The sequence below is a fragment of the Mycobacterium sp. 1245111.1 genome (assembly GCF_001673405.1).
GTDB lineage: Bacteria > Actinomycetota > Actinomycetes > Mycobacteriales > Mycobacteriaceae > Mycobacterium.
On record NZ_LZLV01000044.1, the window covers coordinates 1 to 18,525 of the forward strand.

An 18,525-nucleotide genomic window follows, 5' to 3' on the forward strand; every position below is an offset into this window, starting at 1 on the left:
AATCGAGTACGAAAAGATCGCTGCCATCCAGTCGGAGGCAGCATAAAGAATGCCTCCACGATTTCGGGGGAAGCCCATATCTCCTCGGGGCGCAACAATATTCGCCGCGCTAACGACCGCAGCAGCTAGCGGATCCATAAACATACGGTCATTCCTCAATGACTCCTGCGCCCGGCTGTACGCGGTCATAAGACCCGTCCACCCCACACCTGTTGGGACTTCGCCAACATCCATCGTTGCTCCTTAGTGTGCTCGATACCGATAAACTTGTGCCGGGGACTCGCGGCGGAACGGGGGATCCCTGCCCGCGATCCGCACAAGTTGGCGGGACTGTGGAGCGCGAGTTGCATTGAACGTCAACAGCTCTTGGAGCGGGCTGACGAAACACATGTTGAAATCGAGCAGGTGCCAAGCCGTCGCATCGGCAGGCGACTCCGTGGCCTCGGGTTGGACGCCAGGACACGAGCGCCTCAAACTGCGAGCGTTGTCGATCATGTTCAGCACGTACGACGTCGCTCTTTACCGGCGTTGGCGTAATCTGTTGCGATGCCGCCTTGATCACGACGACATCGAGAGAGGTCGAGCCGGCGATCCACCACGTAATGGTCAGGGTTGAAGCGCCGAGTCATCCTGCGATAGCTGAAGGTGTTGCCGGGCCAAAGATTGGTGTTGCGGCCGTTGATGTTTAAGTACCAACTTCTGCAGCCTCCGCTTGTCCATACGGTTCCGATGCTGAGGCGATCCACCTTGGCGGTGAAGGCGTCTTGAGCTTCGGCGGTCGGCTCGAGGGCGGTGACGGAATGAGCGCGCGCATAGCTGAGCGCCGACGCAATGTAGTTGGCTTGGGACTCGTACATGTAAATCATCGACGAGTGTCCGAGGCCGATGTTGGGCCCGTTGATCAGATAGCAGTTCGGGAAGCCTGCGACTGTGGTGCCCAGGTAGGCGGTGGGATTGCCCGCCCAGCTCGCTGCCATGCTCGTCTCGTCGACGCCGTAGATGCGATCGGTCAGCGGCAACCGACCTGTCTTGAATCCCGTGCCGAGAATGATCGCGTCGACTCTGTGTTGCGTACCGGCGTCGTCGATGATGCCGTCTGAAGTGACCTCACGGATACGGTCGGTGACCAGCGTGACGTTCTCCTTGGCAAGCGCAGCTGGGTAGTCGTCGGAGATCAGCACGCGTTTGCAGCCCAGCCGATAGTCGGGAAGCAGCTTTGCTCGAAGGTCTGAATCTTTGACTTGTGACTTGAGGTGTTTGCGAGCCATGAATTCGGCCGGTTTCTGAAATGCGGGATGACGGAAGCCGAGCAGAAGCTGCTCCCGCTTTAGGTAGATGTGCAGCCGCTGGATCCGTTGCAGCACGGGTAGGGCGCCCAATAGTCTTTGCGCGCGGGCGCTTATCGCTCGGTCGTGCCGCGGTAGTACCCATGCGGGAGTGCGCTGAAATACCGTCAGCTGAGTGACGGTTGGCTGTAGGGCCGGGATGAACTGCGCGGCTGAAGCGCCTGTTCCTATGACGGCGACGCGTTTGCCGGCCAAGTCGATGTTGTGGTCCCACCGGGCGGAGTGGAACATGGCTCCGGCAAAGCCGTCCATGCCTGCAATCGTTGGAATGTTGGGTTCCGCGAGCGCCCCCGTGGCAACGACGACATGGGTAGCGGTCCGTTTTCCCCGCGCTGTCTGCATGCGCCAGAGCTGTTCGACCGGATCCCAATCCAGCCGTTCAACTGCGCAGTTGAGCATGAGGTGGGGGAGTAACTCGAACCGTCGTACGACGTCATGCAAGTAATCCCAAATCTCGGGCTGCTTGGCGAACAGGTTGTGCCACTGCGGGTTAAGCGCGGACGACAATGAGTACAGCTGGCACTGCACGTCGACCGCGGCACCCGGATAGGTGTTGTCGCGCCAGACGCCACCGATGTCAGCGGCGCGCTCGAGGAGCACGAAGTCATTAAATCCGGATCGCTGCAGCCGGAGGGCGACGGCGAGGCCACCAAATCCCGTGCCAATGATGGCAATGTGGTTGTGGGCAGAGGTATTCGGATTCACGATGCCTCCGGGCGGCTTCAGGAACGGTTGTCGGGCATATCAGGCAAATTTGATGCGGTGGCGATCGCTTCAAAGGCCGCGACACCTGCGTGCGGGCCTGCCACATGTTGGATGTTTGCGGCCACCTAGGCCTAGACAAGGACGCTGCCGCCGTCGACCTTGACGACCGCTCCGGTGGAGTATGTCTGCTCGATGCAGTACAGGTAGGCCCGTGCCACCTCGTCGATCTCGGCGATCCTGCTCAGCGGGATCCGTTCTGCTGTGGCAGCGAACATCGCGTCGCGGTCCTTCCTGCCCATGTTGTCCCACAGCGGCGAGCGCACCACGCCTGGGGCGACAGCATTCACCCGCACTGGCGCCAGCTCGACCGCCAGAGCGGCGGTCAGCGCATTCATTGCGCCGCAAAGACTTACCGGCAACGCGCCGAATTCCGGCTGCTCGGCGGCCGACCCGCTGGTCAGCGTGATCGAACCGCCCGCGGGTAGGAGCGGGCCGAGCACCCGAGCCGCGCTGCACGCGCCGATGAAGCGGGTTTGGTAGAAGGCGGCGATAACGTCCGGTGTCAGTCCGGTCAGCGGCACCATCTCCAGCGGCTCGCCCGCGGTGTAGACGAGGTGGTCGACCGCGCCGACCCGTTCGGCCAGCCGCTCGATGGACGCGGGGTCGGTAAGTTCAACGGTGGCGCCGACCGCGCCAACTGGCAGCGAGTCCAGCGCGCGCTCCACGCTCGGCGTCCGGCGCGAGGCGACGACGGGGGTGGCGCCACGCTCGGCGGCCGCCGCAGCCACGGCCAGGCCGATGCCCGATGTCCCCCCGATGATCAGGACACGTTGGTTGTGCAGACTCATGCATTCAGGGTCAAGGAGGAGGCTCCGCTCGTCCAACACCCTTTTCGTCCCGCGGCGATACCCTCTGGGTATGGCTACAGTAGACCTGGATATGCGCAAGCTGCGCTACTTCATCGCCGTGGCGGAGGAACTCAACTTTGGCCGGGCCGCGGCACGCCTGCACATCGCCCAACCGGTGCTGTCGCGCCAAATTCGCGCGCTCGAGCACGAGCTGGGAGTCACGTTGCTCAACCGGGGCACCCGCGGGACAACGCTGACTCCTGCTGGGGTGCGGCTACTCGACGACGGCCGTTTCTTGCTCACGGAAGTGCAGGCGCTGCGGCAGCGGTTAGCGCGGGCCGAAGCCCCTGCCGTCGTGGTCACGGTCGGGGTACTGCCCGGGCTGTTGGCGACCGCTGCTGCCCGGGCGTTCGAGGCGGGCGACCCGGCGCGGCGCACGGTGATCGTGCCGGTGACCTGGAACGAGCAGGCCGAAGTGATCCGCCGCCGCGAGGTGCAGGTGGTCTACGCACGCTCGCCATTCGACCTGTCGGGCCTGGCGACAACGCCGCTCCTTGAGGAGCCGCGCGACGTAGTGCTGCGCGCCGGTGATCCTCTGGCCGAGCGGCCGTCGGTATCGCTGGACGATCTGGCGTCGCGGCGGTTGCTGCAGAATCCGGCATCGGTGCCCGAGTGGTACGCCATCGCCAGCCCCGAGTTGCGCCGCGCGGCGGTGCGGTCGTCGGTCAGCGGGGTAGAGCAGAAGCTCGAATTAGTCGCGGCCGGTGCCGGTTTCGCAGTGCTGCCCCGGTCAACGGCCGGGTCCTACCGGCGGCCAGACCTGCGCGTAGTGCCAGCCGAAGGCCTCGCTCCCAGCCGGGTGGTGCTGGCGTGGGACGCCACGGTCACTGACGCGGCGCGCGACGACTTCATCACAGCCGCGCTGGCCTGTGCCGGACAGACGATCGATCCGACCTCGCAAGCGTAAGATACCGATAGTTATATTATGAGGGTTCATTCATGAGATATCCGGCAGACCAGAAGGCGAAGGCGCGCGCCGCGTTACTCCGTGCGGGCACGCGCTCGATGAAGGTCGCGGGCTTCCACGGGATCGGGGTGGACGGGCTGGCCGCCGGGGCGGACGTGACCTCAGGGGCCTTCTATTCAAACTTCGCCAACAAAGAAGCGATGCTTGAGGCGATTGTCGAGGCCGCCGTCGGTGAGCCCTTCGTTTCCGACACGAAATGGGGCACGAGAGCCGAACGCAAGGCGAAGCTGAAAGCATTTGTCGCGGAATACCTTAGCGCCGAGCACGTGGATAATCCGGGCGACGGATGCGTGATGCCAACCCTCAGCGCCGACGTGGCGCGCTCGGGAGCATCCACTCGGGAAGCGTACGAACGCAGAATCGCCGGGCTGGCGGACCGGATGGCAGAGCTATTTGACGGCGCGGACCCGGAAGGCCGCGCGTGGAGCCTTGTCGCGTTGATGGTGGGGGCAGTGTCGATTTCGCGCGCGATGTCGGACCCCGCCACGCAAGCCGAGGTGCTCGACGCCGCGAACAAGACCGCGGACAGGCTCATTTCACCCGGCAAGCGATGCAAATGACCGGAGGCGGCATGCGGGCTCAGAGTGCTCGATCCAGGGCAGCGGCTATCGGCATCGATGATTCGCCGCTCGACCAGGACGTGGTCAACGTCCTCACCATCGGCGATAGCAGATTCCGAAGTCACCGCCATCTGACCGACATGGATCGTTTGACGAATAGTCCTCCTAGCCGAGGTGCGTCGCGTACCAGTCCCGGGCGGCACCGGCCGCCAGTGCGAACCCGTCGCCGGTGTACGCCGCAAAGTGGCCCCCGGGCACGAACACGATCTTTTTCGGTTCGGCTGCGGTCTGGTACGCGGCCGCCGCCAGGTTTCCACTGGTCAAGCCGTCCTCGCGACCGACGATCATCAGCAGCGGTGTCGGTGTGATGTCGGGCAGGTAGCGCGCCGGTTCGTACCCGTAGAAGTTGTCCACGCTTCGCAACGACACTTCGTTGGGCCATTGCGGATCCAGCGTCGCGCGCGCCTCGGTGAAGTACGCGTAGGCGTCCGAAGTGGGCAGGCCCACCAGCGTGGTCGGGTCCGCCCCGACGACTGGCACCATTTCCGGTGGAGCGCCGCGAGCGCGAGCGCGCCGGTCCGCGGTGAACCGCTGGGGACCGACCACCTGATTGTTGACCCGGGCGAGGTTGGCGTAAGTCGCCCGGCCGCTGATGAACGGCATTTGGCCGCAAACGGCCTGCACTCGCCGGTCGATCGCGGCGACAACGAACGCATGCGCCGCCGAGAAGCTCGTTCCCCAGACGCCGATACGATCGGGGTTGACCTCGGATCGGTTCTGCGCGTACGTGATTGCATGCTGGTAGTCACGGACCTGCTCCCATGGGTCGACTTCGTGGCGTGGCTTGCCGGGCGCTGTCCCCGACTCTCCCCAGCCCCGATGGTCGAAGACCAGCACGCAGAGTCCCACTGATGCGAACACCTCGGCGAATTTCTCGAGGTGCATCTTCTTCGTTGACGTCCACCCGTGCGCCATGACCACACAGGAACTCGCCGTCCCCGCTCGGCGCTCCCGCCGCCCGTGGTACCACCACGCGTGGAGAATGGCTCCCTCGGCATCGATCGCGACGTCCTCGCGCAGCACTCCTCACCACTCCTCGAAATAGGTTGCCGCCACGACGTTTCCACAATGCACCGGATGTCGTCCAATACCGAATCGGGCGTCCGCTCATACCTCGCGGGTATGGCTGATTAGGGCTGGCCATCAGATAGCGGTCGTTATATCGTGACCGTTATCCAATAATTCACGATGGAAGGAAGCTGGATGGCAAGCAAGCAGGCGGTCGATTTCGCCGAGTTCTTGGCGGAGATCGGGAGGCGATCTTCGAATCCCAACTTTGAGCTCGAGACGATCCGCGACGTCACCGAGAACGTCCATCTGGCAACGAAGGAACCCGAAGGCGTCACCTATGCCGAGGTGGACGCTGGCGGGGTGGAGGCCTTGTGGTGCATCCCTGTGGACGGTGATCCCGACTCAGTGTTGCTGCACACGCATATGGGTGGCAGCGTGCTGATGTCGATGCATTCCGACCGGAAGGCAGCGGGGCACCTCGCGAAGGCGGCTGGCGCGCGCTCACTAGTACTGAACTACCGGCGCTCCCCGGAACACAAGTACCCGGCGCAAGTCGAAGACGTGGAAAGCGCCTACCGCTGGCTGCTCGACCAGGGCTACCACCCGAACAAGATAGCCAGTGTTGGACACTCGATCGGCGGCTATCTCGCAGTCGAACTTGCGCTGCGCCTGCGAGATCGCGGTGAGGCACTGCCCGGCGCCGTCTTGTCCATTTCGCCGTGGACTGACGTTACGCTGTCGGGAGAGTCCATCAAGACCAACGCCGAGCGGGATAAGCTGCTCACGCTGGGATTGCTCGAGCTATTCCGGTCGTGCTGGCTCGATGGAACCGACGTGGAGTACACCGACCCGCGGGTACACCTGCTGGCAGCCGACCTGTCCGGGTTGCCTCCCATTGCGGTGTACTACGGCGAGTACGAACTGCTCGCCTCGGATGCCATCGCTTTCTCCCAAAAGGCAAAGGAGGCGGGTAACGACGTCATCGTCAGAAAGGTCGAGCAGGGCCAGCATTCCTTCATCATGGGAGCCGGTCACGTTGACGAGGTGGACCGCGCGATTACCGAAATGGGCCGCTGGCTGCGATTGACGTTGGGACGTAAAACGGCGGTGGCCTAGCGACATGCCGCCGCTGGAACCGATGGCCTCACCACGGCCGCGGCCGCCCAGTAGAGCGCGGCCGTGTCCCGGCGCCACCGACCGAAAGTGTGATGACCACTGAAGTGGCGACCCACGCCCCAGGGCTGCAGTTATCAGCAGCAGATGCTCGGGGGCTTGGCAATTAGTGTCCCTACTCGGTACGACAGGCATTTGGGACACCTAAAACCGTTGCGGGCGGCGCTTTTTCGCATTGTTGGCCCGGACATGCGTCGGTATGCCGCTCGTCCAGCGAAGAGGAGCGGGCCGCACATATCTCGAGCGATGTTGAACCACAGGAGCTTTCGACACGTCTATATAAACGTACACGCAAGGATGATCAGGGGAGCTCTGTGGATACTGTGCTGGAGCAGCGGTACGATTACGACATTATCGTCTGCGGTGCTGGGTCGTCAGGGTCGGTGATCGCCGGTCGGTTGGCCGAAAATCCCGACATCAAGGTCTTACTGTTGGAGGCCGGTGGCAGGGATGACGTCCCCAGCGTGACCGAGGCAAGTCAGTGGCCATCGAACCTTGGGAGCGAACGAGATTGGGGATTCCTCTCCGACCCTGACCGTCGGCTTCATGGGCGCGCGATCGCGTTCTCGATGGGCAAAGTGCTCGGTGGCGGGTCCAGTATCAACCTCATGATCTGGGCGCGCGGGCACCGGAGCGACTGGGACCACTACGCTTCTGAATCCGGCGAGCCGGCCTGGGGATACGAAAACGTCCTTGATTTGTATCGCCGGATCGAAGATTGGCATGGCGTCGGTGAGCCAAATCATCGGGGCAGGGGCGGGCCGGTGTTCGTACAACCGGCGCCCGATGTGCATCCGCTCGCCGCAGCAACGCTGGAAGCCGCGAGGGCACTGGGCATTCCGACGTATCAAAGCGCCAACGGCCGCCTGATGGAGGAGACGCGCGGCGCTGCCATCGTCGACCTGCGCTGTCGTGACGACAAACGCCTATCGGTGTTTGGCACGTACATCGCCCCGCATCAGCGGCAGCCGAATCTGACCGTGGTGCCGCACGCGATGGTCACCCGCGTGCTCTTCGACGGCAACCGTGCCACCGGTGTCGAGGTCGTCCATCAAGGCGCGGTCCACCAGGTGCCGGCCAGCGCCGAGGTCGTGCTGTCACTTGGTGCCTTTCACACGCCCAAGGTGCTCATGCACTCCGGCATTGGCGATCAAGATGAATTGCATCGAGTTGGCGTGTCCGTTCGTCAGCACCTGCCCGGGGTCGGACGCAACCTTCAAGACCACTATGGGTTCGACTGTGTGTGGGAGTTTCCCGAGACCATCCAGGGCAGCACTCAGGTGGGGTCGGCGTTGTTTTGGGATTCCGGCGCTGCCGATGTCCAGGGTCCGGACCTGTTCGCATGCTCAGGCCCATTCCCGAAAACCACAGTAGAAAACGCTGCGAAATACAGTCTGCCGCAGAGTGGTTGGACGTTGTTCGGCGCGCCAACACACCCCTACAGTCGCGGTCGACTCTGGTTGTCCGGCCCCGACCCGACCGATCCCATCCGAATCGAAGCTGGCGCGCTATCAGATCCCGAAGACTTCAAGACCGCGATCGCGTGCATCGAAACTTTGCGTGAGATCGGCAACTCCCGAGAGCTTCGGCCTTTCGTCGCGCGCGAGGTCATGCCCGGCGACCTGACCGGCACCGAGTTGGAGACCTATCTGCGCGACGCCGTCACCACCTACTGGCATGAATGCGGTACCGCAAAGATGGGGCGCGACTCGATGTCGGTAGTCGACGGACACCTGAAGGTCTACGGCATCGAGGGCCTACGCGTCGCCGATGCCTCCGTGATCCCGCGTATCAGCACGGCCAACACCATGGCACCGTGCGTCGTTATCGGCGAGCTGGCTGCACAATTCATCAGAGCTGACCATGAAGTCTAGAGCCGGCCCAAAGGCAGGAGTCAATTAGCTCGGAGACCGCCCCTCACTGAGGTTAGAGCATCATCTCGTGCCCGACACCGGGAATGAGGAGGCCCAACACGTTCGACGAACCGCCGCGGTCTACGGAACCACACCCGTAAGGCCCACTCAAAAACGTCGGCATTCGGTCGTTTTCGTGCACGGAGCTTGGCATGCCGCCCCGAATCCTGATGTGTCGGTGTTGCTGGCGGGAGTGTGCCTGGGTCTGAGGATGACGAAGCCCTCCCATAACCACCGTACGAAGGCGACGAGAACATGAACAAAGATGCTGGATTGCTCGACACCGGATGCACATGTGTTACCAGCTATGACGTTACCGGGCACCCGGGCTCTCGCAGCGTTACGTTGTAGGTAAGCGTCTTGCCGGCGTCGCGATGTCGTGTGACGGTGTGATAGTCGAGGACGGCCGGTCGGCGAGGCTGTCGAATCCAGGTGAGGCTGTCTGGAGAAATGACATGAGCTTGAGACAAATCCCAGATGCCATCGTGTGAGACGCCACCGATCGCAGCTGGTCACAGAGTCGCGCGATGACACACGGAATGGGAACCTACACCGGTGGTGGTTCTGCGTGGCCACGGACGGGACGCGGTTGCACCAGATCTGCCGGTCGATGACCGGGAATGGTGGCACCGAGGACTGGGCACGGATCGTTGTCGACGCGATAGTCACGGCGGTAGCCGCCGACGATGACAACGTTGTTCTAGCCGCCGCTGTCAGTACCGGTGGGGAGTGCCGTCAAGCGTCATGCTGGTCCAACGCAAGACGTGAAACGTTTCGGCATTCCGACCTACTCGAACGCGATGACCCCGCGGATGTTCTTCCCGGCACGAAGGTCTTTCATGGCCTCGTTGATGTCGTCGAGTTTGTATGTCTGCGTGACCAGTTCGTCGAGCTTGATCTGGCCCGCCTCGTACATCGACAACAGTTTGGGCATCGCCTCGCGCGGGTTCATCTCGCCGTAGAGCACGCCCTTCAGCGTTTTGCAGGAGCTGACCATATCGGTCAAAATCAGGGGGACGTTCATGTCGGTGATCTTGGCCATGCCGGTCAGCACGCACGTGCCGCCCTTCCGTAGCAACATCATCCCGAGCATGATCAGGTCCGGTGGCACGACGCCGGGGGTCAGGACGACCCGGTCGGCCATGACGCCCCAGGTGATCTCCTTGACCAGCTCGAGCGCGGCACCGGCGTCGACGGCGGTATGGGTTGCGCCGAAAGTCGGCGCGAGGCTTCGCTTGATGTCGCTGGGGTCGACGGCGACGATGTGTTTGGCTCCGGCGACCTTGGCGCCCTGAACCGCGTTCATCCCAATGCCGCCAACCCCAATCACCACCACAGTGTCGCCGGCCTCGGTCCCGGCGGCGACCGAACCTGAACCGAAACCTGTTGTCACACCACAGGAAACCAGCGATGCGGCTTCCAGGGGGATCCAGTCGTTAATTTTGACTAGCGAGCGCTCCGACGCCACAACCAATTCGGAGAACGTGCCGACCTGCATCATCGCCATGAGGTCCTCATCGCCGAGGTGGCGTCGGCAGGTGCCGTCGGTCGTCATCGCCTTGCTGTAGATGTCGGCGCCGACGTCGCACAGATAGGTGTGGCCAGTCACGCACCAACGACACCGACCGCATGCCGGGAAGAACGAGACCGCGACATGGTCCCCGGGTGCGAGCGTGTGGACCTCAGGGCCAACCGCCTCGACGACGCCGGAGCCCTCATGGCCACCGAGCATGGGGAACCACTCCGGCACGGTGACGCCAGCGGCCCTCATCATTTCTTCCATGTCCTCGCCCGGCACACTGTCACCGGTGTAGAAGTGCTCGTCGGAGTGGCAGATGCCGGCATAAGCCATCTTGACCAGAACTTCGCCCGCATGAGGAGGGTCGAGGTCAACTTCGGTGACCTCCCAGTCAATACCGACGCCGCGCAACACCGCTGCTTTCGACTTCATCGTGCCTCTTTCGTTGGAGAAAGTTCGGTTACGCGGCCGGCCAGCCGACGGTCTTTGTCTCAGTGAAGATTTCGAGTCCCTCGATGCCGCATTGCCGTCCGATGCCCGATTGCTTGTAGCCACCGAACGGCGCGTCTGCGCCGTACCAGAGTCCACCGTTGATTCCGAGCGTGCCGGTTCTGATCCGGCTCGCCACGGACTTCGCACGCTCGAGGTCGTTGGCGAACACGACCCCCGACAGCCCGTAGATGGATTCGTTGGCAATCCGCACGGCGTCGTCGTCGCCGTCGAACCCGATCACCGACAGCACCGGACCGAAGATCTCCTCCTGGGCGATCGTCATCTTGTTGTCGACGTTCGCGAACACGGTCGGTTCGACGAAGTAGCCCTTGGGCAGATGCTTGGGCACCCCGCCGCCGGTAACCAGCCGGGCACCTTCCTGCCGACCCTTGTCGATGTAGCCCAGGACTCGCTCGTGCTGCTTCTTGGACACCAACGGTCCCTGCAGCACTGACGGGTCGGTGGGGTCACCGTATTTGTTCTTCTCCATTGCCGCCGTGACGATCTCGACCGCTTCGTCGTAGCGCGAGTTGGGCACCAGCAGGCGGGTGGGCATCGCGCAACCTTGCCCGGCGTGCATGCAGATGAAGGCGCTGCCGCCGACCGCGCCACCGATGTCGCCGTCCTCGTCAAGAACCAGATAGACGGACTTGCCGCCGAGTTCGAGGAAGGTGGGTTTCACCGTTGCGGCCGCCGCAGCCATGACCCGCCTACCGGTGGCTGTCGAGCCGGTGAAGGCAACCATGTCGACCAGCGGCGAGGTTGAAATAACCTCTCCGACAAGGTGGTCCGAGGACGGGACGATGTTGATGACGCCGGGCGGAATGTCGGTCTGTTCGGCGATAATGCGTCCGATGCGGGTGGCGTTCCAGGGTGTGTCCGGTGCGGGTTTAAGCACGCAGGTGTTGCCCATCGCGAGAATGGGGCCGATCTTGTTGAGGATGATCTCGAGCGGGAAGTTCCACGGCGTGATGACACCCACGACGCCGATCGGCTCCTTCCAGACTTCACGCGTCGTGAGGCTTCCCATGCCGAACGCGTCCTTGTCGGGAAGTGAACGCTTCCAGGCGAATTGACTGATCATGTCGGCTGGCCAGCTGAGGGCTTCGTTGAGGGGAACGTCGAGTTGCGGTCCGTAGGTGGAAAGCAGGGGACATCCGACTTCCGAGATGAGCTCGCTGCGGAGGTCTTCGCGCTCGGCTTGGAGCGCATCTTGGAGTTGGCGCAAGCCGGCGGCGCGGGCTTCGCCGTTGCGTGACCAATCGGTGTTGTCGAATGCGTGTCGCGCCGCCGCAATTGCGCGCTCCATGTCGGCGCGAGTTGCGTCGCAGGTGCTGCCGATGACCTCTTCGGTGGCCGGATTGATGTTGTCGAACTGGCGACCGGTCTCGGATTCGACGAGCTTGCCGTCGATCAGCATTCGGGATTCGTGGTTCACCATTGCCGAAGTTCCTTCACTGCGTCGGAGGTGCGGGGAGCCAGGGTAAGATAGGGAATGAAACTACTGTTGCCGCAACGGATAACGGAGTCGACGACGTCGGTCAGATGCTCGGCGTCGACGAGGCCGCCCATCATGTACTTGTTGTCCATCCAGTACCTGATGGCGGATTCCAGAGCGTCGGGGTCCCAGCTTTTGTTGAACTCGGTCTGGGCGTCGCCTTTGCCGCCGAGGCTGTCGCCTACTGCGAGACGGGTGAAGCCGATCTCTGGATGTTCGATGCGCCAAGCTTCGACGAGCTTGTCGAGGGCGGATTTGGTCACCGAGTAGGCCCCGAGCATGGGCCACGGCGTTGTGTAGGACGCGCTCAATGAGGACAGGTAGACCGCCGTACCCGCGGCGGCGGCGAGGTGTGGCGCGGCCGCCGCGGTCACCAGGGATGCGCCGGTGACATTGGTGGCGAACAATTGCGCCCACTGCTCGGCGGTCATATCCCGCAATGGCGAGAGCACTCCCATGCCGGTCGTGTACACCAAGGCATCGAGACCCCCGAGCGCTCCGACTACTTCGGAGATCGCTCTCTCGCAGGTGTCGGCCTGGGTGACATCGCAGGCTACGGCCACCGCGCCATTGCCTGCTTCCTTGGCAGCCTCGACCAATCGGTCGTACCGACGTGCCAGCAGCGCGACATGCGCGCCGCGCTGGGCGAGTCCGGTGCCAATGCACCGGCCAAGGCCAGCAGAGGCACCGACGACCGCGACCCGCACTGGCTGGTTTCCGTTGTCAGACATTGAGTTTGGCGCTAACTGAGCCAAGAGTCGCACCCGCGGTGCGCTCGAATCGGCCGTAGTCGAAGCTGCGGATCTCGACGTCGTGGCCACCGGCTTCCGCGCGCAACGCGCCGACAGTGCACTGGTCGCGGGTGCGGTGTTCGAAGGGGTCGAACGAGTACCACCGGCAGGCGTTCTCGTAGGTGATCTTGTTGATCTCGTCGTCGGGCAGGCCGGTCATCACGTAGGCGAGTTCCTCGGCTGCCGATGGCCACGACGAGTCGGAGTGCGGGTAGTCGCATTCCCAGGCGATGTTGTCGATGCCGATGTCGTGGCGCAGCTTGATACCGATCGGATCGGCGATGAAGCAGGTGAGGAATCGTTCCCGGAAGATCTCGCTGGGTAGCCGGTCGCCGAAGTCCTGCCCGGTCCACAGGTGATGCATCTCGTAGGTGCGGTCGAGACGATCGATGAAGTACGGGATCCAGCCGGTCCCGCCTTCGGAGAGCGCGAAGCGGACGTTCGGAAACTCTTTGATCACCCGCGACCACAACAGGTCGGCGGCCGCCGAACAGACGTTCATCGGCTGCAACGTGATCATCACGTCGATGGGTGCGTTGTCGGCGGTCATCGTGATCTTGCCCGACGAGCCGAGGTGAACGGAGAGCACGGTGTCGGTGTCCGACAGCGCTCGCCACATCGGGTCCCAGTAGTCGTCGTGGAAGCTGGGAAATCCGAGGGTGGCGGGGTTTTCGGTGAATGTCACCGAATGGCAGCCCTTTTCGGCGTTACGGCGGATCTCCTTGGCGCACAACTCTGGGTCCCACAACACGGGTAGCCCCATCGGCAGGAAGCGCCCGGGGTAGGACCCGCACCACTCGTCGATGTGCCAATCGTTGTAGGCCTGCGTGACGGCGAGCGCGAGGTCTTTGTCGGCGTGGGTGGCGAACAGTCTGCCGGCGAAGCCGGGGAAGGACGGGAAGCACATCGATCCGAGTACGCCGCCGGCATCCATGTCTTTGATCCGCTCGTGGATGTCGTAGCAGCCGGGCCGCATCTCGTCGAAGGCGGTCGGTTCGATGCCGTACTCCTCGCGGGGGCGGCCCGCCACGGCGTTGAGGCCGATGTTAGGAACGATCGCGCCGTTGAATGTCCACACTTCCGAGCCGTTGGGCTGTCGGATGACTCGGGGTGCCTCGTCCGCGTATTTTTTGGCGACCCTGCCCTCGAAGAGGTTTGGCGGCTCCACCAGATGGTCGTCGACGCTCACCAGGATCATGTCTTCGGGCTGCATGGGTCTCCTTGCACAGAGTTGAGAGCGACATTATCAGTAATGCAGAGGGGCTATATTCGATTAGCGTAAATATACGTTTTCATTCGAGCGCGAGTAGTTCACAACTGTCCGCCAGAAAATCACCGCCGCAAAGCGTCTCGGGGTTCGACTGCGAAAGCGAGCAGGAGACGGTCGAGGATCTTGGCTGCCCGCCGGCGCGCCTTGTTGGGATCGGCGGCGTGCGCAACGAGCAGCGAGGCCTCCTCGAGCGCTGCGACGATCATATGGGTCAGCTCGGCAACGGGTTGATCGTCGATCACGCCCTCTGCGATCGCCTCGCGTATCACCTCGTTGATCAGCGCGATGCTGTTGCCCTCTTGAATTTCGCGCAGGGTTTGCCAGCCGAGCACCACCGGCCCGTCGACGAGCATCACCCGCTGGACGGCGGGTTCCTGTGCTGCTGCCAGGAATCCGTGCAGACCGGTCGTGAGCCGCTCCCACGCGTCGGCGCCCTGCGGCGGAGCCGCGATCGACCGCAGCGTCAGGTCGTTCTCGACATCTTCGAACACGGCTCGGAACAGTTCGGCCTTGTCTTTGAAATGGTGGTAGAAGGCCCCGCGGGTGCCGACGCCCGATGTCGTGACGAGATCGTTGATGCTGGTGTTGAAAAACCCGTGTTCTACGAACAGTTCTCGACCGGCGTCGACCAGGGCACGGCGAGTTTGATCGCCACGGGCACGCCGGTCCCGGTCTGCTCCGCCACGCTTCGCCATGCGACGATAGTAGCAACCTTCGTCATGTATGTTGCCGCTATGGCAGACGACGAGGTTCATGCATACGGTTCGGTGGCGCCGCTGAAAGTCGGCCTGCTCAATGACTATCCGACCGCCGGCAAAACGCACAACGACTCTCTTGACGCCCTGCGGCTCGTCATGGACGAAGCGTTGTCCGCCGGGCTGATCGACCGGCCGATCGAACTGGTCACCCGCAACGTGGTCGGATTGCCCAACGGCACCTATCTCGCCGTCGAGCGGGCCTTTGACGAGCTGGTGGCCGAGGGGTGTCTTGCGATCTACGGGCCCTGGGTGTCGGACAACGTCGTCCCGCTGAGGTCCCACGTCGATGCCACCGCGCGGGTTCCGATCGTGACCCTGTCGGGGTCGGAGGGTGCGCTCGGCGAATGGTGCTTCGCGCTGAACAACGGCTCGATGGCCGAGGAGCCGGTGATGTTGGCCGCGGTCATGATCGGCGACCGTCGCTCGCGGATCGCCATCGCCTACGAGACGTCGCTGATCGGCAAGGAATATCTCGCCTTCGCGCAGCGAGCCTACGACGCGGCGGGCTTGAAAGTCGTTGCCGCCGTGGCGATTCCCCAAGTCGAAGCCGACAAATCGGAGGCAGTTGAGACCTTGCGCGCTGCGCAGCCCGACGCTCTGGTTCATGTCGGTTTCGGGCATGGACTGTGGGGCTTTACCGACGCGCTGCTGGCCGCGGGCTGGGATCCGCCCCGGTACACCACGACGGCCTTCGAGATGGCGCACATCAATGCCGAGTGGATGCGCCACCTCTCGGGCTGGATCGGTTTGGACAGCTACGACGAACGCAACACCGTCGGCCAGGCGTTCCTCGACCGCTTCGAAGCCCGATACGGTCGCCGGCCCGGCCACTCGATGCCGGGCCTTTCCCACGACGCGGCCACCGTAATCGTGCGCGGCCTCGCCGCTGCGCGCCCGCTGACCGGGGAAGGGGTGAAAGGCGGGATGGAGCAGGTGAAGCTCGTCCCGTCGGCCAGCGGCGCCCCGGGCACGTTTCTCCGATTCGGCCGCTACATCCGCCAGGGGTGGATGGGTTCGGACTACCTCATAGCCCGTCGCGTGCTGCCCGATGGAAGCGCTCACGTCTTTCACTCCGCGCCCAGCGATCACATCGCGCGGGCGGTCAGTCGCGGCTCAGGCTAACTGAATCGCTCCGAAGACCGGCGCGGTCACGACGCCGGGGGGGTGCGCGAGCACATAGGGGATTGCCCGCACCGCGCCCATCGCGATCATCAGATGGCCCGGCATCGCATGCTGGCCCGCCGACGTCGCAGTCTGCGAACCCACGTCGAGCTGCAGTTCGAAACTCGGCTCACCGGTGATGACGGCGCGGATCAGCGGCGCTTTTTCACCCGGCGCCAGCGGCACCATGCCCCACTGGGGAAGGTCGCGGGTCAGCACCCACTCTTCGTGGATGGCCAGTAAGGGGCGGCCCGACCAGTGCCCGACCCACGAGAACCGCTGTCCGACAACAGTTCCTGCCTTGATTGTGCCGGCGAGGACCTCGATGTCGTGGGATAGCGTGGTGGCGTCTACCGCCACGTCGATGTGCGACAAGGTGATCCCGAGGACGTCGGCGGTGGCGTTGAGCGCCTGGCGGTAGGCAAGGTCCAGCTTTTTGATGATCGGGGAGTCGACGCTGACGTCTTCCGGTGGCCTGCCCATACCCATGAGGTCGACGAGCATCGGACGGCTGTCGACCGCTGACACGTCAGTGGCCTCGTAGAGGTCGATTCGATCGATGGTCTTGCTCAGTCCGGTCACCGTCGCGACAAGTCGTTCGAACATGAATCCGGGGTTCTCGCCCGCGGCGTGGAATCGTGACCTGCCCTGTCGGCAGGCGTCGATGAACGCTGCCTCGGTGTCGGCGCCGTAGGTGGGCAGGTGGTTGTACGACGTCGTCGTGATGACGGTGCTTCCGGCCGCGAGCAGGCGGCAGATGTCCTCGGCGTTCGTCTCGATGGCGTGTGCCTTGCTGGCCGCGTGCACGACGACATCGGCATGCAACGCGATGATCTCGTCTTTGTCCGCCGTAGCAATGACCCCCGTCGTCGGCGGAAGACCGCACAGCGCACCGGCGTCTAGGCCGGCCTTAGCCGGGTCGTACACCAGTACCCCTACCAGCTGATAATGCGGATTCTCGATGAGCTCCCGCAGTGCGGCGCGGCCGACGGCGCCGGTTGCCCACTGCACGACTCGTGTAGCCAATCGAATACTCCAGGTTGCACTTTCGCGATCTTATGAGGTCGCTGGTTGGTTCAAGGTACATCATGTACGTTTGCAACCAACAGTATGTAGGTTGAGGGCTGTACGGGAGGTGACTCATGGCGGAGCCGGCGGTTACTGACGACATCGAACAGCGCATCCGCGAGGCGCAGGAGAAGTTCAACGCGGGAATGGGTGCCGACGGTGACGCGACCCCTTACCCGCTGCTGCGTGAGCTGCGTCTGAAGGCGGCGGTTCACCCGGGTTGGCCCGAGATGGGTGTTCCCGAGGACGGGCCCGACGGCAAGAAGACGTTCACGGCGTATTCATTCGATGCGGTCAAAGGCGTGTTCACCGACAACATCACGTTCAGCACCCGCATCTATGAGGACATGGTGCGCCCGCTACAGGGCCCGACGATCCTCGAGATGCAGGAGCCCGAGCATGCGGTTTACCGCCGGCTGCACGAGTTCGCGTTCGCCCGCTCGTCGATGAAGCGTTGGGACACCGAGCTTGTCGGTCCCCTGGTGGACCGCACGATTGCGAAGTTTCGCAACGACCGCCGCGTCGATTTGGTCGATGCGGTGTTCATGCCCATTCCTGTGCGGATCATCGCGGCCCTGCTCGGGTTGCCCGAATCGGATATCGGTGAGTTTCACCGATTGGCGATCGACCTGCTGGGCTTTCGCGGCGACATGGATACCGCGATGAAAGCCTCGGCGCAGATGAAGGACTACTTCATCGGAATACTCGCCGATCGGCGCAAGTCACCGAAAGACGACATGGTGACCATCCTGTCGCAGGCCGAGATCGACGGCGTCAAGATGTCGGACGAGCAGATCTACGGATTCATGCGCAATCTCCTGCCCGCGGGCGCAGAGACGACCTCGCGATCGACGGCCAGCCTCGCGCTGGGGTTGTTGACCCACACCGACCAACTCGACGCGGTCCGTGACGACCGCAGTCTCTTGCCGCAGGCGATCGAGGAGGGGATTAGGTGGGAGACCCCGCTGCTGAACTTCATCCGCGAAGTCAGCACCGACACCACGTTCTTCGGTCTGGATATCCCCAAGGGTTCGACGATGATGGTGAACCTCGGCAGCGCCAACCACGACGAAACCCGCTGGGACGACGCGGAGTCCTTCAACATCTTTCGGGACCGCAAGCCGCACATCGGGTTTGGCCATGGCGCGCACGTATGCCTGGGCATGCATCTGGCCCGTCTGGAGAGCACCAAGATCTTCAACGCACTCTTCGACGAATTGCCGGGCCTACGCCTCGACCCTGACGCGCCGGCGCCCTACGTCACCGGAACGATGTTCCGCTCACCACCGCGCCTCGACGTGGTGTGGGATTAAGGAGATTGCCTG

The 18,525-nt window shown here is 63.4% G+C and carries 16 protein-coding genes; 6 read left to right on the forward strand and 10 right to left on the reverse strand.

The window, feature by feature from the left end:
* The 3 genes from A5658_RS28710 to A5658_RS08750 form a co-directional block, all read right to left on the reverse strand.
* On the reverse strand, positions 1-234 hold a 234-nt coding region (locus A5658_RS28710; RefSeq protein WP_369830499.1), incomplete at its 3' end, for a hypothetical protein.
* A 263-nt stretch (positions 235-497) separates the two neighbouring features.
* Positions 498-2,051, reverse strand: a complete 1,554-nt coding sequence (locus A5658_RS08745; protein ID WP_067333102.1) for an NAD(P)/FAD-dependent oxidoreductase — start codon at positions 2,049-2,051, stop codon at positions 498-500.
* A gap of 131 nt (positions 2,052-2,182) precedes the next feature.
* A complete protein-coding gene (locus tag A5658_RS08750) occupies positions 2,183-2,899 on the reverse strand; it encodes an SDR family oxidoreductase (protein ID WP_067333103.1) in 717 nt (238 codons plus the stop codon).
* A gap of 70 nt (positions 2,900-2,969) precedes the next feature.
* Here A5658_RS08750 and A5658_RS08755 point away from each other — a divergent pair, with 70 nt between their 5' ends.
* Complete coding sequence (locus A5658_RS08755; RefSeq protein ID WP_067333104.1) at positions 2,970-3,866, forward strand: LysR family transcriptional regulator; 897 nt, start codon at positions 2,970-2,972, stop codon at positions 3,864-3,866.
* Between the two features lie 32 nt (positions 3,867-3,898).
* Positions 3,899-4,486, forward strand: coding sequence for a TetR/AcrR family transcriptional regulator (locus A5658_RS08760; protein WP_067333105.1), 588 nt, complete (start codon positions 3,899-3,901; stop codon positions 4,484-4,486).
* Between the two features lie 165 nt (positions 4,487-4,651).
* On the opposite strand, the gene A5658_RS08765 is transcribed toward A5658_RS08760, so the two are convergent.
* Positions 4,652-5,569, reverse strand: coding sequence for an alpha/beta hydrolase (locus A5658_RS08765; protein ID WP_231997251.1), 918 nt, complete (start codon positions 5,567-5,569; stop codon positions 4,652-4,654).
* A gap of 180 nt (positions 5,570-5,749) precedes the next feature.
* Between A5658_RS08765 and A5658_RS08770 the strand changes: the two genes are divergently transcribed.
* Together A5658_RS08770 and A5658_RS08775 are read left to right on the forward strand one after the other, a co-directional pair.
* Positions 5,750-6,673: an alpha/beta hydrolase gene (locus tag A5658_RS08770; RefSeq protein WP_067333205.1), complete on the forward strand. Its 924-nt coding sequence runs from the start codon at positions 5,750-5,752 to the stop codon at positions 6,671-6,673.
* Positions 6,674-7,044: 371 nt separating this feature from the next.
* Positions 7,045-8,604 (forward strand): GMC family oxidoreductase, encoded by a 1,560-nt coding sequence (locus tag A5658_RS08775; protein ID WP_156751330.1) that lies wholly within the window; start codon positions 7,045-7,047, stop codon positions 8,602-8,604.
* A gap of 826 nt (positions 8,605-9,430) precedes the next feature.
* On the opposite strand, the gene A5658_RS08780 is transcribed toward A5658_RS08775, so the two are convergent.
* The 5 genes from A5658_RS08780 to A5658_RS08800 all read right to left on the reverse strand — a co-directional run bounded on the left by A5658_RS08780 (position 9,431) and on the right by A5658_RS08800 (position 14,908).
* On the reverse strand, positions 9,431-10,594 hold the full coding sequence (locus A5658_RS08780; protein ID WP_067333107.1) for an NDMA-dependent alcohol dehydrogenase: 1,164 nt from the start codon (positions 10,592-10,594) through the stop codon (positions 9,431-9,433).
* 28 nt (positions 10,595-10,622) lie between these two features.
* Positions 10,623-12,095 carry an aldehyde dehydrogenase family protein gene (locus tag A5658_RS08785; protein WP_067333108.1) on the reverse strand — a complete coding sequence of 491 codons (1,473 nt, stop codon included), beginning with the start codon at positions 12,093-12,095 and terminating at the stop codon, positions 10,623-10,625.
* Positions 12,089-12,883, reverse strand: a complete 795-nt coding sequence (locus A5658_RS08790) for an SDR family oxidoreductase (RefSeq protein WP_067333109.1) — start codon at positions 12,881-12,883, stop codon at positions 12,089-12,091. Before A5658_RS08790 ends, A5658_RS08785 begins: the two co-directional genes overlap by 7 nt.
* Positions 12,876-14,156, reverse strand: a complete 1,281-nt coding sequence (locus tag A5658_RS08795) for an amidohydrolase family protein (RefSeq protein ID WP_067333110.1) — start codon at positions 14,154-14,156, stop codon at positions 12,876-12,878. The genes A5658_RS08790 and A5658_RS08795 overlap by 8 nt, the downstream gene beginning before the upstream one ends.
* A gap of 119 nt (positions 14,157-14,275) precedes the next feature.
* Complete coding sequence (locus A5658_RS08800) at positions 14,276-14,908, reverse strand: TetR/AcrR family transcriptional regulator (RefSeq protein WP_067333111.1); 633 nt, start codon at positions 14,906-14,908, stop codon at positions 14,276-14,278.
* A gap of 39 nt (positions 14,909-14,947) precedes the next feature.
* Here A5658_RS08800 and A5658_RS08805 point away from each other — a divergent pair, with 39 nt between their 5' ends.
* Positions 14,948-16,093 (forward strand): ABC transporter substrate-binding protein, encoded by a 1,146-nt coding sequence (locus A5658_RS08805; protein ID WP_067333112.1) that lies wholly within the window; start codon positions 14,948-14,950, stop codon positions 16,091-16,093.
* On the opposite strand, the gene A5658_RS08810 is transcribed toward A5658_RS08805, so the two are convergent.
* Positions 16,085-17,143, reverse strand: coding sequence for a dihydrodipicolinate synthase (locus A5658_RS08810; RefSeq protein ID WP_067333113.1), 1,059 nt, complete (start codon positions 17,141-17,143; stop codon positions 16,085-16,087). The two genes, A5658_RS08805 and A5658_RS08810, sit on opposite strands and share 9 nt — an antisense overlap.
* 131 nt (positions 17,144-17,274) lie before the next feature.
* Here A5658_RS08810 and A5658_RS08815 point away from each other — a divergent pair, with 131 nt between their 5' ends.
* A complete protein-coding gene (locus tag A5658_RS08815; protein ID WP_067333114.1) occupies positions 17,275-18,513 on the forward strand; it encodes a cytochrome P450 in 1,239 nt (412 codons plus the stop codon).
* Positions 18,514-18,525 lie beyond the last annotated feature (12 nt).